The sequence below is a fragment of the Halorubrum sp. SD690R genome, from assembly GCF_005435035.1.
GTDB lineage: Archaea > Halobacteriota > Halobacteria > Halobacteriales > Haloferacaceae > Halorubrum > Halorubrum ezzemoulense.
The window spans coordinates 1-13,062 of sequence record NZ_SGTV01000017.1; the positions used below are offsets into that span (position 1 = coordinate 1).

Annotated in this window: 10 protein-coding genes, 1 tRNA gene and 2 pseudogenes; 7 read left to right on the forward strand and 6 right to left on the reverse strand. The window is 66.8% G+C overall.

Translation table 11 applies throughout. From position 1 onward, the window contains the following. Positions 1-120, forward strand: a pseudogene (locus EXE41_RS11430) (IS630 family transposase); the annotation flags it as partial. Positions 121-124: 4 nt separating this feature from the next. Here EXE41_RS11430 and EXE41_RS11435 read toward each other — a convergent pair. Continuing rightward, a pseudogene (locus tag EXE41_RS11435) lies at positions 125-646 on the reverse strand (bifunctional metallophosphatase/5'-nucleotidase); the annotation flags it as partial. 275 nt (positions 647-921) lie between these two features. Here EXE41_RS11435 and EXE41_RS11440 point away from each other — a divergent pair. Together EXE41_RS11440 and EXE41_RS11445 are read left to right on the forward strand one after the other, a co-directional pair. Beyond that, positions 922-2,016 carry an archaeosine biosynthesis radical SAM protein RaSEA gene (locus EXE41_RS11440; protein WP_086215586.1) on the forward strand — a complete coding sequence of 365 codons (1,095 nt, stop codon included), beginning with the start codon at positions 922-924 and terminating at the stop codon, positions 2,014-2,016. A gap of 264 nt (positions 2,017-2,280) precedes the next feature. Beyond that, positions 2,281-2,484 carry a hypothetical protein gene (locus EXE41_RS11445; RefSeq protein WP_089307567.1) on the forward strand — a complete coding sequence of 68 codons (204 nt, stop codon included), beginning with the start codon at positions 2,281-2,283 and terminating at the stop codon, positions 2,482-2,484. Positions 2,485-2,511: 27 nt separating this feature from the next. On the opposite strand, the gene EXE41_RS11450 is transcribed toward EXE41_RS11445, so the two are convergent. Continuing rightward, positions 2,512-3,261: a 5-formyltetrahydrofolate cyclo-ligase gene (locus EXE41_RS11450; protein WP_137691086.1), complete on the reverse strand. Its 750-nt coding sequence runs from the start codon at positions 3,259-3,261 to the stop codon at positions 2,512-2,514. A gap of 86 nt (positions 3,262-3,347) precedes the next feature. Here EXE41_RS11450 and EXE41_RS11455 point away from each other — a divergent pair, with 86 nt between their 5' ends. Continuing rightward, positions 3,348-4,043, forward strand: coding sequence for a DUF4013 domain-containing protein (locus EXE41_RS11455; protein WP_137691087.1), 696 nt, complete (start codon positions 3,348-3,350; stop codon positions 4,041-4,043). Positions 4,044-4,096: 53 nt separating this feature from the next. After that, positions 4,097-4,717, forward strand: coding sequence for a GTP-binding protein EngB (engB, locus tag EXE41_RS11460; protein WP_049929379.1), 621 nt, complete (start codon positions 4,097-4,099; stop codon positions 4,715-4,717). A gap of 492 nt (positions 4,718-5,209) precedes the next feature. On the opposite strand, the gene EXE41_RS11465 is transcribed toward engB, so the two are convergent. Together EXE41_RS11465 and EXE41_RS11470 are read right to left on the reverse strand one after the other, a co-directional pair. Further along, the gene (locus EXE41_RS11465; protein ID WP_137691088.1) at positions 5,210-6,256 is read right to left on the reverse strand and encodes a hypothetical protein; all 1,047 of its coding nucleotides are present in this window, start codon (positions 6,254-6,256) and stop codon (positions 5,210-5,212) included. 59 nt (positions 6,257-6,315) lie between these two features. Continuing rightward, the gene (locus tag EXE41_RS11470; protein ID WP_137691089.1) at positions 6,316-7,023 is read right to left on the reverse strand and encodes a DUF1405 domain-containing protein; all 708 of its coding nucleotides are present in this window, start codon (positions 7,021-7,023) and stop codon (positions 6,316-6,318) included. 112 nt (positions 7,024-7,135) lie between these two features. Here EXE41_RS11470 and EXE41_RS11475 point away from each other — a divergent pair, with 112 nt between their 5' ends. Both EXE41_RS11475 and EXE41_RS11480 read left to right on the forward strand, forming a co-directional pair. Further along, positions 7,136-7,759, forward strand: a complete 624-nt coding sequence (locus EXE41_RS11475) for an FxsA family protein (RefSeq protein WP_086215581.1) — start codon at positions 7,136-7,138, stop codon at positions 7,757-7,759. A gap of 103 nt (positions 7,760-7,862) precedes the next feature. Then, positions 7,863-7,936: transfer RNA gene (locus EXE41_RS11480), tRNA-Ile, on the forward strand. Positions 7,937-8,484: 548 nt separating this feature from the next. Here the strand turns inward: EXE41_RS11480 and EXE41_RS11485 are convergent. Both EXE41_RS11485 and EXE41_RS11490 read right to left on the reverse strand, forming a co-directional pair. Continuing rightward, the gene (locus EXE41_RS11485) at positions 8,485-11,160 is read right to left on the reverse strand and encodes a DEAD/DEAH box helicase family protein (RefSeq protein WP_137691090.1); all 2,676 of its coding nucleotides are present in this window, start codon (positions 11,158-11,160) and stop codon (positions 8,485-8,487) included. A gap of 2 nt (positions 11,161-11,162) precedes the next feature. Continuing rightward, a complete protein-coding gene (locus EXE41_RS11490; protein WP_137691091.1) occupies positions 11,163-13,046 on the reverse strand; it encodes a site-specific DNA-methyltransferase in 1,884 nt (627 codons plus the stop codon). Positions 13,047-13,062 lie beyond the last annotated feature (16 nt).

Below are 13,062 nucleotides of genomic sequence, written 5' to 3' on the forward strand. Positions count from 1 at the left end.
CAACTTGATCAAGAACTTGGGAACCGCCTGTTTGACACACTCGACGATCTCCGTGAGGCTGCTCTCTCTGCACTCGACCGGGTCGAAATCCCAGATGTGTTTACGTATTTATGTCCGTGAGTATGAATTTGATGTTCGTCTTTCCGAACGTCGCGCCCTCGTCGACGAGTCCGATCAGACCGACCTTGACACCGCCTCGCTCGACGATTCGGACGGACTCCGTTCCGTCGAACGCTTCGCCGGTCTCGCTGTCGACGAGGTTCGTCGCGAGCCACGGGAACTCGGAGTCGGCCGTCACGTCCGAGATAGGGTCGAGCCCGTAGTCGAACTCGTGGTTCCCGATCACGTCGGCGTCCGGCTCGACCTCGTTGAGCACGTCCACCGGCGCGCGCCACTGCGAGACGGGGCTCAGCGCGTGCGGCCCCACCTCGTCGCCGCCGCCGACCACGACGACGGGCCCGTCGGCCGCCGCCCGGCGCTGTTCGATGAGCGTCACCAGCCGCGGGAACTTCTTGTCCTCCGCCGCAGCCGTCTGAATGTCGTTGTACGACAGGACTGTGAGCGTCGTCGCGCCGTCGCCGTCGGCGGCCGTCGCCGACCCCGAGACGAGCGACCCGCCGAGTACGATTCCACCCGCTCGCAACACGTCACGCCGTCCGTAGTCACGGTCCCGTGACATCAAATTATTTCACTTAGTGATGTGTATAAAATCTTTCTATGAAATAGTATATATTTATCAATTCGCGATGTTTGAGAATCTTTCACAAACAACCCTTCTGAGACGGGTCGGCGAGGGACTCGACCGCGGTGGGCGCGCGGAAGAGTGTCCCCGCGGGCCAGACGCGATCACACCCGCAGCGACGCGCCGGCCGTTCCCGCGATGACGACACCGCTTTACGCGCTCGCCCGCTTCCACCGACAATGAGCCAGCCGAGCCCCGACGCGTACGAGCAGGGGCGCGGGATGGACGCGCACAACGCCGTGATGCGCGACATCCGCGCCGAGCGCTCGGAGACGTACGACCCGACGGAGCCCACCCGCGTCTGGATCGACGAGGACAACACGCCCGACGGCGTCGTGAACTCCCTCACGATCATCCTGAACACCGGCGGCTGTCGGTGGGCGCGCGCCGGGGGCTGTACGATGTGCGGGTACGTCGCGGAGTCGGTCGAGGGCGGCAGCGTCGCGCACGAGGACCTCATGACCCAGATCGACGCGTGCCTCGATCACGAGGCCGAGGAGGCCGACGAGCCGGCCGAGCTGATCAAGATCTACACCTCCGGCTCCTTCCTCGACGAGCGCGAGGTCCCCGCGGAGACGCGGCGGGCGATCGCCGAGACGTTCGCGGACCGCGACCGGATCGTCGTCGAATCGCTGCCGGACTTCGTCGACCGCGAGAAGATCGCCGACTTCGCGGACCACGAGATCGCCACCGACGTGGCGGTCGGGCTGGAGACGGCGACCGACCGCGTCCGTCACGACTGCGTGAACAAGTACTTCGACTTCGCCGACTTCGAGGACGCCTGCGCCGAGGCGGCCGCGGCCGACGGCGAGTTCGCCGCCGACGTGGGGATCAAAGCGTACCTCCTGATGAAGCCGCCCTTCCTCGCGGAGCCCGAGGCCGCCGCCGACATGATCGATTCGATCCGGCGCTGCGCGGCCGTCGACGGCTGTCACACGGTCTCGATGAACCCGACGAACGTCCAGCGGTACACGATGGTCGACGAGCTGTTCTTCGAGGGGGGCTACCGGCCGCCGTGGCTCTGGTCGGTCGCGCACGTACTGGAGGAGACCGCCGACGTCGACGCCATCGTCGTCTCCGATCCCGTGGGGCACGGCTCCGACCGCGGCGCGCACAACTGCGGCGAGTGCGACGACCGCGTCCAGACCGCGATCAAGGACTTCGACAGGCGGCAGGACCCGAGCGTGTTCGAGCAGGTGTCCTGCGAGTGCGAGGCCACCTGGGAGTACGTGATGGACGAGGAGACGAGCTACAACATGCCGCTGGCGCGGTAAGCGTGGTCGGCGCGTCGACCCAGAGCGGGCAGGGGAGCGCCCTCGCGCGAGCACAGCCCCCGCCAAACCCCCGGACGCGACCCGCCGATCCCGCGCCGGTCTCCGCGGAACGATTGTGGACGATGCCGATCAACATTTTCCTCATTTAGTAAACGTACGGCCCAGAACATTCGGAAACGAGTCACAAATCGGCGTGGCAAAGTCGATCATACTGAACGATCAGGTCGAACAAGGCCCTTATACCTCGGACCCGTACAGTAGAACATGAACGCAGACGCCAGCGGTTCCCCGCCCTCCCGCGGGAAGTCGGTCCTCTTCTGTTCGGAGTGTCGCTTCGAAAGCCCCCTGTCGGACGGGTGGCTCGTCGTCAGCGACGGCGACGAGCGGACGCTCGTCTGTCCGAAGTGCGGCCACGTCGCCGACCACCGGTCAGCGCGATCAGCACCGACGCCGCAGCACGCCGACTGATTCCCGCGGCGAAGGTCGCAGCGGTCGTTATCCTTCTTCCGGCGCCCGTTCCGCGAGAACCGGTATCTCGGACAGTTTCTCCGCGTCGAGCGCGTTCCAGTCGACGCCGTCGGGTCGCGCGTACGGCGTCTCCGTCCGGAGCGTCCGCTCCGGTGTGACGACGAGGTCGAGCGGCACGTCGTGAGCGTCGGGCTTCTGGAGGTCGACATCGGCTCCGACCGCCGACTCGGGTCCGTCGAGGACGGAGAGCTCGTGAACCGTCGTCGCGACCGTCGTGTCGTCATCCACGGCGTCGAGTTCGCGGAGCACCGCCCACTCCAGGTCGCTGTACCCCTCGCTCTTGCCGACCCGGGCGCCGCCCGTCGTGACGCCGACGGAGCCGACGACGATCAGGTCGACGCGCGCGACGCCATCGGGCGCTGTCGGCGTCCCGTACTCGGAGATGCCGGAGACGGTCGTCGCGTCGTCGATCTCGTCGGGCGGGATCTCGGCCGGATCGAGGCGGAGGAACGGGTTCGGGTCGCGGAGCCGCGGCTGCGCGACGTAGACGGTCTTCCCGGCGCGGAGCGCGGCCCGGCGGACCGGCAGCTGCGGCGCGTCGGGGTTGGCCTTCAGCGTCGCGGCCGACTCCCACGCCTCGGTCTCCGCGAGCCGCGTCGCCGCGGCGTCCGCGCCGGCGAAGTTCGGGATCCGGTCGTGCGGCGGGAACGGGAACCGCGCCTGATCGCCCTCGTCGAACGCGTCCCACACCGCCTCGCGGACAGCCTCTTTGTCCATGGGAGTCGGTCGGCCCTCGCGGACAAGTAGTCGGCGACGCGGCGAACGGCGGGGAGTTATATACCCGATCGCCGTCATCACGGCGTATGATCGAAGACGGACTCTCCTATCCCGTGCGCGGCGACTGGGTCGGGCGGATGGTCGTCGGCGGCGTATTGGGGCTGCTCTCGGTGTTGGTGATCCCGACGTTCCTCGTGTTCGGATATCTCGTGCGGGTGCTGGAGCGCACCGTCGCGGGAGACGACGAGCCGCCGGAGTTCGACGACTGGGGCGACCTGCTGGCGAAGGGCGTCGTCGGGGCGCTGATCGCGCTCGCGTACTCGGTCGTCCCGGTCGTCCTCTACGTGGTCCTCGTCACCGTCGTCGCCGGGATCGGGTCGGGCGTCGGCGGCGATCTGGGTGCGCTCATCGGGGTGACCGGCGCGCTGCTCGCGCTGGCGTTTCTCCCGGTGCTGCTGTTCGTCTACTACGCGGTCCCGGCGGCCCTCACGGCGTACGCGGTCCGCGGCAGGGCGGGCGCGGCGTTCGACGTCGACCTGCTCAAACCCACGCTTTTCAGCGCCGACTACCTCCTCGCAGTACTGGCACCGATTCTCGTCGCGATCGGGGTGTTCGTCGTCTCCGTCGTGCTCCTCGTGACCGTCGTCGGGTCGGTGCTCGTCCCGTTCGTCCAGTTCTACGGACAGGTCGCCGTGTTCCGGATGTTCGGCGCGGCGTTCGCGGACCGGACCGACGGGATCGACGCCGGGAGGGAGAGCGTCGGCGACGCCGCGACCGCCTGAGACCGCGCCGCCGCGACGCGCCTTTTAAACCGCTCTACCGACCACGTACGCGTATGTTCGAAGACCGGCCGGACCGCGACGCCGAGGTCGTCCTCGTGGGGCGCTCGAACGTCGGCAAGTCCACGCTGATGCGCGAGCTGACGGGCCACGACTTCTCGACCGGCGGCAAACCGGGCGTCACCCGCCAGCCGAACCACTTCGACTGGGCCAGCGAGAGCTTCATGTTCACGGACCTACCCGGCTTCGGCTTCATGTCCGGCGTCGAGGAGGAGCACCGCGAGCAGATCAAGACCGACATCGTCCGCTACCTAGAGGACAACGCGGACTCCATTCTCGCTGGCGTCGTCGTGATGGACGGGAAGGCCGCGGTCGACATCATCGACCGTCACGCCGAGCGGGGGAATATTCCGCACGACGTGGAGATGTTCGGGTTCCTCGAAGACGTGGGAGTCGAGCCGATCATCGCCGTCAACAAGACCGACAAGATCGACGACCTCGACGAGCGGCTCGACGCGATCTGCGACCGGCTCGGCCTCTACCCGCCGTGGCAGCAGTGGTCCGACCGCGTGGCTCCGATCTGCGCGAAGCGCGGCGACATCGAGGCGCTGGAGGAGTGTCTCCGAACGCGCTTCCACGACCACAACCGCGACGACCTGCTGAAATTCGTCTCTTAAGTATCGGTGTGAGACAGTGGGGTCGGTTGCGCAGAGATTTCAGCCGACTTGGTACAATCGGCCAGCTGTGGATCGGCGGAAAACACCTCCAGACCCCAGTCGCTCGGCTGTACCCGACTGACGAACGATCGACGGTGAACAGCTCCAAAGCCCCAGTCGCGAGGGCTCGGTGCGCTCGCTGTCGTTCGAGACGCCGGAGGCGTCTCGTGATAACGAGGGAGCTTCGCTCTCTCGAACCACGCTCCTCGTCGCTCGCTCCACTCGCTCCTGCGGTTCTCGCGTCGCGCGCCTTCGCCCTCGCAACTGTCTATTTGAGTCCCACCCCGCAACCGCACCTCACGCCTCCCCAGCTTCGTCGGCCTCCCTCCGCTTCGCTCCGGTCGACCGACTCCCTCGCGCGTGCTGCTCGGCCGCGGAGCGGCCTCGCAGGCACGCGCCGCCGCGAATTTGTTTATAAACTACCGCGTCAGTGCCCGGCTCGAATCCCTCGCTTCAGAACTCGAAGCCGACCGCGTCATCGCTCGGGCGGAGCGGGCTCTTCGGGTACGGCGGCTCGGCGTCGGGGTCGTTGTACGCGCGCGGCGCCACGTCGTTCGGCCCGTCCGAGTAACAGAGCGCGGCGAGCGTCTGGATCGCGGTGCGGCCGCTGGCGAGTTCGAACTGACCGCCCCCGTACATCCGGATCCCCTCGCGCTCGCAGTATGCGATCGTCTCGAACAGCGATTCGAGGGTGCCGAACCGCGAGGGTTTGATATTACACCACCCCGGCTCGACGGGGAGCGATTCGAGACTCTCGACGCCGTCGATCGGGTAGTCGAACGAGAGGCGGTCAGCCTGCGGCTCGACGAGCGCGCTGGTCGCGGGCGTGAACGCGGGGTCCTCCACGACCGCCGCCGGGAACGCCGCGAACACGTCGCGGTACAGCTCCGGGTCGGGCTCGACGTCGACCTCGGTCCCCTCGTACCACCCCTTGAGGTCGAGGACGCGCACGGCGTCGGTTTTCCGGAGAGTTTCGAACGCCGACTGCGGCCACTCCGCGGTGGGGTCGAGCTTGAACTCCAAGTCGGCGTTGCGCGCGAGCAGTTCCTCGACCCGGTCGGTCGACGGGGGATCACCGAGGCGAGTGGAGACGACAAACCGAACCGAATCGGGGTCGACGCCGAGCCGGTCGCCCAGCGTCTCCTCGCGTTGCCGGAGCGCCAGGTCGAGCGCCGCGCTCTCGACCGCCCAGCGCCGGTAGTTGCGTGCGGTCTCGTTCTCGGGCGGCGTTCCGTGGAAGAGGTCGATCTCGTCGAGTCGGTCGGAGAGCGCGCCGATCGTCCACTCGCCCTCGATGTCGATCGGGTCGGTCCCGGCGAGCGCGTCGTGGTCGGCGGTCTCGTAGGTCACGTCCTCGCCGCGCCCCACGACGCCGTCGCCGGAGAGCCGGTACTCCGTCGTCGTCCGCTCGAAGCCGCTCGTCGTGTCGGCGACGTACCGCCGGCGGGCGACGGACTCGATCGTCACCGACATGTCGGCGATCCGCTCGTAGTGGCTCATAGCACAGTCGAAGCGGGCCGATCACTTAAATCGGTGAGCGGGAGGTGGCGTCGGACTGGCTACGTCCCGAGGTCGCCCGCGCGGCGTCGGAGCGTCGCGATACGGGTTCCGAGCGTCCAGAACAGCGGGATCACGGTAAGTACGACCGCGCCGGCGGCCGCGACCTGAAGCACGGTCGTCGTGAACCACGGCTCGCCGTCGGCGTACGGCAGCGCGGTGTGTGTCACGTCGCCGATCACGGGGACAAAGTAGTCCATCAGCAGGTCGACGGTGTACCACGCGGTCGCGATCGCCACCGCGCGGAGCGGGAAGTCGGTGATGCGGTGGAGGACGAACGCTTGGACGACCATCGCGAGGTGGCTCACGAGCAGGAACGCGTACAGCGCGGGGCCGTTGACCGCGAGGAACTCCGGCCAGAAGACGACGAGGACGTACGGGGTCCACAGCCCGAGCTTGACGTTGCCGAAGAAGGCGAGCGCGGCGAGGGTGTCGCTCGACCGCCCGAGCGCCCACGCGCCGAGCGCGAGCGCGATGAGCAGCGTCGCGCCGGGGCTGTCGGGGATGAAGAGCCACATCTCTGTCGGGAGGGCGCGGAACTGGAACCGGTAGTACCAGAAGCCGAACGCGGTGCCGACGAGGTTGATGACGACGATGACCCACGCGAACCGGAAGGCGACGTCTTCCAGCCGTTTCGGGAGCGGCGCGACCCACCGCGGCAGCGACTCGCGGTCCGGCGGGTCGCGTCCGAGCGCGCCGACGATGTCCATACCGCGGGCTCGGACCGGGCTGGCAAAGCGGTGGCGGTCGCGGTGGACGCGACCGGCGATGCGGGCGACCGCGACGAAAAGGGCTATGCGTGCCCGGCGGGAAGGCGGGGGTATGCGCCCGCGAACGCTGCTCGCGCTGCTGCTCGTCGTCCCCCTCGTGGACGCGCTGTTCCTGATCGTGGTCGCGACGCGGCTCGGGTGGGCCGTCACGGTCGCGCTCGTCGTGTTGACGGCCGTCCTCGGCATGCTCCTGCTGCGCGCCGAGGGACGCGCGACGCTCGCGCGCATCCAACGCAAACTGGCCCGGGGCTCGCCGCCGACCGACGAACTGCTCGACGGCGGGCTGCTCATCGCCGCGGGCGCGTTCCTGCTCACGCCGGGGCTCGTCACCGACGCCGTCGGGTTCCTGCTTGCCCTCCCGCTCTCGCGGGTCCCGATCCGAATGGCCCTGAAGAAGTACGTCGTCGTCCCGTACCTCGAACGCGAGACGGACGGCTTCTTCTCGGGGAACGTCTACGTCGGCGGCTTCCCGGGCGACGGTGAGGGCGGGTTCTCGATGGGCGGCGGCTTCCCCGGTGGTCCCGGGGGCGACCCCGACGGGTTCGACGGCGGCAGCGGCACGGACGCCGACGAGAGCGTCGCAGGGAACGCGGGCTCCGGTGGCGCGTCGACGGACGACGACGTCGTCGACGTGGACTTCACCGTCGAAGAGGAGGAGCGGAAGGGAAGCGACTGACGGCGCCGGGGTCGCGATCCCCCGTGAAACCGCCACACGGCGGGGCGGCCTTCGAAGGAAACACTTAAAATCCTACCCGCGCAACGACTGAATGCGCTCACCTGGGCCAATAGCTCAGTCAGGTTGAGCGCTCGGCTGATAACCGGGAGGTCCACGGTTCAAATCCGTGTTGGCCCACCTACAACGTCCACGGTCTTCGGCCGTGGCGTGTTAGGGGCCGGGAACTCCCCAGCCACCTAATTCCGTCCTAACTCTCGATAGTTAGAGCCTTCTGTACCAGTAGAATTCGACCGTCGTGTCCACGGATACCGCGACGTGGTCAGCCCCATCGTAGCCTAGCCGTAGCGCACGGCGCCACGTTCGTGGACCTCCGACCGCGTCGACGAGCGCGGACCGGTGATGGTATCGATCGAGTTGCGATCGACGACGGTGAAACTGGAAGCCGTCCCGAAGCAAGCGAGGAGAGATATGCGCGGGTCCGCCTCTGACGTGGTGTTCCGGCTACACCGATCTGCTAGAGGGACTAGAGGCGGAAAAGTTTGCTGAAATATGTTGTCGTCCCTTCGCTGAGAGCCCTCTGGCAGAGGCCATTGACAACGACTCACACGGCTCTGACTGTGGGTTCGGGCCGATACGCGAACGGTCCGACGACGAGAGGAGACCGGCCGTGAGCGAGGGCAGCGATATCGGCCCACTCCGAGACCGATCAACGCTCGGTGAGCGCCTCACTCGGCGTCGACGTCGATGTTGAGGACGTCTTCGATGATATCGTCGTCCCGAAAGTCGGTCGCGAGGTCGAAGTCGACGTTCAGCGCGTCGTAGTGAGCGCGGGCGCACTCGATCTTCGTCGCCTCGGACGGCCGGAGGTCGTCTTCGGTGCCGAACTTCGTCTCCCTGATGAGGTACAGTCGGCGGTCTTCCGCGTCCGCGCGGACCGCCGTCTCCTTGTCGAAGAGGACGGCCCAGTCCGGGTTGTACGGCCCTATCGGCGTGGGGAGCTGATACTCGCGCGGGAGCTTGATGAACAGCGCGACGGAGTCGTCCCGGTCGAGGCGGCGCGCGAACCGCCGCTCACCCTCGCTGTCGCAGATAACCTTATCGTAGACGCTCTTGTCCACGCTGACGGTGTTTTCGGCGTAGGTCTCGACCTCGCTGAGGATGTCCGTCGGGTGCGCATCGCCGATCCGCTCGTAGTCGATGTGTTCGACCACGTACTCGGTTTTGACCGCGTCGATCGTCTCGCGGGCCGCGACCCGATACGCGTGGGGGTTCTTCAGTAGCTGGTCGACCGTCTCGGATTCGAGGATGATCTCTGCGACTGTTTGCTTCGTCAGCCCCGTCTCGGCGGCGATATGACTGACGACATCCGGGAGCGGGCCGTCGCGGTCGACGGACTCCACCTGCGAGGCGATGCCCACCGTCTCGATGTCGGCGCCGTCGTCCATCGATAGCTCTCCGCGGGAGACGCGGAGCCGCGGCTCGTCGACCGTGACGCCGGCGAGTTCGGCCGCCGCGCTCGCGACGAGCGCCGGCGAATCGATCGCCGTCGTGTACGTCGTTTTCGGCGCGATCCGCTCCCACAGCCTCGCGAACGCCGGGGACTCGTCGACGACCTCAGTCCGCGGCGTGACGACGGTCCGGTCCCGGTGATCGTTCGTCTGCGCGCGCATGTCGTCGCCGTAGTCCGTCGCCGAACTGTACTCCGCCTGGAGGTCGTCGGCGTAGTCGGCGTAGCTCTCGTTGGCGATGACCGTGAGGCGATTGCGCCGGTCGCCCGGCGGCAGGCGCGTCCCGTCCTGATAGACGGGGAGTCGAACGCCGCGTCCGATCTCCTGACGCTTCTTCACCGAACTGACCGTATTGTTGAGCGTACAGATCTGGAAGACGTTGGGGTTGTCCCACCCCTCCTGGAGCGCGCTGTGCGAGAAGATGAACTGCGTCGGCTCGTCGGCGGAGAGCAGCGTTTCCTTATCTCGCATGATGAGCTCGTACGACTCCACGTCGTCCCGGATCGAGCTCTCTCGCACCTTGATGTCGCCGCTCGTCGTCGTGGCGAAGTACGCGCCGGCGACGTCCTCCGGCGACTGATCGGGGAACAGATCGCTGTACCGGTCTTCGGCCTTCAGCTCGGTGAACGCCTCGCAGAAGGCTTCCCAGAGGTGGCCGGTCTCGTCGCCGCTCCTGCCGCGGAAGTTGTCGATCCGATCGATGAAAAAGAGGCTCAAGACTTTGATCCCGTCTCGGCGGTAGTCGAGCGCCTTCTCGAAGTGCTCGCGGACCGTCTCCCGGATCTGCCGGTGCTGGATCGTCTCGATGTCGGTGTCCGTGGACTCCCCGCTGTGGAGCCGCGTCCCGTCGCTGAGCTCGATGACTTCGTGGCGGGCGTCGATCGACGCCACCTCGACACCCTCGTACGGCGGTAAGCCGTTGCTCGCCGCGTAGAGGCTGTCCCCGGCGCGGACCGTCTTCTTTCCGAGTTGGGCCCCGGTCGACCGGTCCTTGTACAGCTCTATCCGTGCCTTCGGACCGGCGTCGAACGACAGCGGTCGAACGTATCGCTTGTCGAAGTCCTCGTCTTGGACGACGGAGAGCACTTCGATGGTTTTCACCAACCCCTTGTCGTGCGCGTCGACGGGCGAGAGCTCGTACACCTTGTTTCTGATCCGTCGGTGCGTCGCCGAGTACCGAAGCGTACAGAGGGGGTCCAACGCCGAGATGGCCGCTTTGCTCTTCTCGCCCTCCATGTTCTGCGGCTCGTCCAAGACGGCGATCGGATTGGTCGCCGCGATGCGGTCGACCGGGCGGTCGCCGTTGAGCTTGTCGTGAGGCCGGAACATGACGTTCTCGTCGCTCCGGTTGATGCTCTGGAGCGTCATGACCATGACCTCGATCTGGCTGCTGCTGCCGAACCGGATCACGTCGCTCAGCGTCGACGAGTCGTACTCGGTCCAGTTGAACGGCGGCCGCGAATACAGCGAGTCGAAGTGGGCTCGCGTCTGCTGTATCGTTTTCACGACGCCCTCGCGGATCGCCACGCTCGGGACGACGATGAGGAACTTTCGCCAGCCGTACCGCCGGTAGAGCTCGTGGATCGTCCGGAGGTAGACGTACGTCTTGCCCGTCCCGGTCTCCATGTCGACGCTGAAGCTCAACAGGTCGGTCGTCTCGCCGTCGGCCGCCCGATAGAGGTCGTCGCTCTGTGCGAGGTCGTGACGCCGCTGGACCTTTCGCGTGTTGGCCGTGAGCTGCTCCTCGGAGAGTGCTAACTCGTTCGGAACGGACGTCCCGTGCGTCCCGAACGCGGGCTGCTCGCCGACGTTCGGCTGGCCGTCGAAGACGTCGGTGACCGCGTCGACGGCCTCCTGCTGATACTCGAGGTCGGGATCGAATTCGAATTCCATGGTCAGATCGTTCGGAGCGAGAGGTCGCGGTTGAGGCGTTCCTTGTCCGTATCGGAGAGGCTCCCGTCCAAGCAGACGTACTGCGTGTCCGCCGGGAGATCGAACTCGGTGAGCGTCTTGTACGTCACCGATTCCGCGAAGGTGACCAGCGCGTCGCGGTCGTCTTCGGACAGGTGATAGGTGTGGTCCGCGAGGGCCTCGACGGCGGCGTCCAGCGAGAACCCGAGCAGGAGCTGTACCTCGACCAGCGCGGCGTCCGGATCGGTCAGATCGACGGCCGAGCCGGCGCCGGCCGCGTATCGTTCGAGCGCGGCGCGGGCTTCCGACTCCGTGTCGGGGCGTCCCCACCGCTCGAAGCGCGACTCCCCGAGCGTGTACTTGTCGAAGCCGAGCCCCGGAGCGGCGCCCGGCAGGTCGTGGTCGTCGGCGACCTGCTCGCTCGCCAGCCGCAATCGCCGCTCGCAGACCTCCGCGTGGGTCGTCTCTTCCCCCCGCGGCTCGTCGAGTTCGTCGTCCAGTTGGACGAGCATGAACCGGACGGGATCGTCGAACTCCTCGGTCGCGTTGAGCTGCATGACCGCGTGGCCCGTCGTCCCCGATCCCGCGAAGAAGTCCAAGACGATGTCGCCGCCGTCCACGCTGTGGCGGATCAGCTTCCGGATCAGGTCCGTCGACTTGGGGAAGTCGTACGCCTTGTAGCCGAACAGCGATTTCAGCTCGCGCGTCGCCGTGCCGGTCATCCCCGTCTGGAGGACGGTGCGGTCGAAGGCGTCCTCGAACAGCTCGATGTCCTCGTCGGTCGTCGTCGTTTCGATCCACGACGAGAGCGGCTTGTACCGGCTCTCGATCTCGTTTTGGAAGCGTTTGAACTTGGGCACGCCCTCGCCGTCGTCGGGGAAGAGGACCCGACCCTCCTCGATGTACTGCCGCATCGTCTCCTCGCCGAGGCGCCAGACGCTGTTCGGGTCCGGCTGATAGGTGTGGCCGGTCTCGGGGTCCGTGATCTCGTAGAACATCGTCGGCCGCTCGTCTTTCGTCCGCGAGTTCTTCAGATCGCCGGCGACCCACGGGCCGCGCGGATCGTCGTCCGGGTTCGTGTAGTTGTCGAACGACTTCTCGACGCCCCGCATCTCGAACGCGTCGGACCGCTGGTACACCACGACGTACTCGTGGTCGATGGACATCCCGCCCGAGTTCCGTGCGTCGGGGGTCCGGCGCTTCCAGACGAAGGTGCCGACGTAGTTGTCCTCGCCGTAGATCTCGTCCATGAGGTGGCGGAGGTTGTGGTACTCGTTGTGATCGATGCTCACGAAGATCGCCCCGTCGTTCCGGAGGAGATTCCGCCCGAGGAACAGCCGGGGATACATCATCGACAGCCAGTCGCTGTGATACCGCCCGTTCGTCTCCGGGTTGCTCACCAGCTTGTCGCCGTCCGCCGTCCGCTGGCCGGTCTCCCGCTCGTAGTCGGCCGCCGCGGTCGAGTAGTCGTCCTTGTAGATGAAATCCGACCCGGTGTTGTACGGCGGGTCGAGGTAGATCATCTTTATTCGCTGCTGGTAGGACCGCTGGAGCGTCTTCAGGGTCGCGAGGTTCTCGCCCTCGATGAAGTGGTTGCCCGACTCCCCGTAGTCGACGCTCTCGTCGGGACGCGGGACCAGCGTCTGCTCCGTCGCCGCCTGGGCGCGTGCGGTGGCCTCGCCCTTTCCGGCCCACGAGAGCTCGTACCGCTCCGCCCCCGACGACTCCCCGTCGGCGTCGAGCAGCGATTCGAGCTTCGCCGCGTCGAGTTCTCCCTCGGAGAACGCGCTCGGCACGATCTCACGGATTTTCGCCCGTATGGCGGCCGCGTTGGACGGTTTCTCCAGTCGGTCACGCTCATCGCTCATATACACCCGGAGAGAA

Excerpts from the sequence above, each read along its gene's own strand:
- EXE41_RS11440 (WP_086215586.1), top strand. The coding sequence starts at position 922 with ATGAGCCAGCCGAGCCCCGACGCGTACGAGCAGGGGCGCGGGATGGAC.
- EXE41_RS11445 (WP_089307567.1), top strand. The coding sequence starts at position 2,281 with ATGAACGCAGACGCCAGCGGTTCCCCGCCCTCCCGCGGGAAGTCGGTC.
- EXE41_RS11450 (WP_137691086.1), bottom strand. The coding sequence starts at position 3,261 with ATGGACAAAGAGGCTGTCCGCGAGGCGGTGTGGGACGCGTTCGACGAG.
- EXE41_RS11455 (WP_137691087.1), top strand. The coding sequence starts at position 3,348 with ATGATCGAAGACGGACTCTCCTATCCCGTGCGCGGCGACTGGGTCGGG.
- engB (WP_049929379.1), top strand. The coding sequence starts at position 4,097 with ATGTTCGAAGACCGGCCGGACCGCGACGCCGAGGTCGTCCTCGTGGGG.
- EXE41_RS11465 (WP_137691088.1), bottom strand. The coding sequence starts at position 6,256 with ATGAGCCACTACGAGCGGATCGCCGACATGTCGGTGACGATCGAGTCC.
- EXE41_RS11470 (WP_137691089.1), bottom strand. The coding sequence starts at position 7,023 with ATGGACATCGTCGGCGCGCTCGGACGCGACCCGCCGGACCGCGAGTCG.
- EXE41_RS11475 (WP_086215581.1), top strand. The coding sequence starts at position 7,136 with ATGCGCCCGCGAACGCTGCTCGCGCTGCTGCTCGTCGTCCCCCTCGTG.
- EXE41_RS11485 (WP_137691090.1), bottom strand. The coding sequence starts at position 11,160 with ATGGAATTCGAATTCGATCCCGACCTCGAGTATCAGCAGGAGGCCGTC.
- EXE41_RS11490 (WP_137691091.1), bottom strand. The coding sequence starts at position 13,046 with ATGAGCGATGAGCGTGACCGACTGGAGAAACCGTCCAACGCGGCCGCC.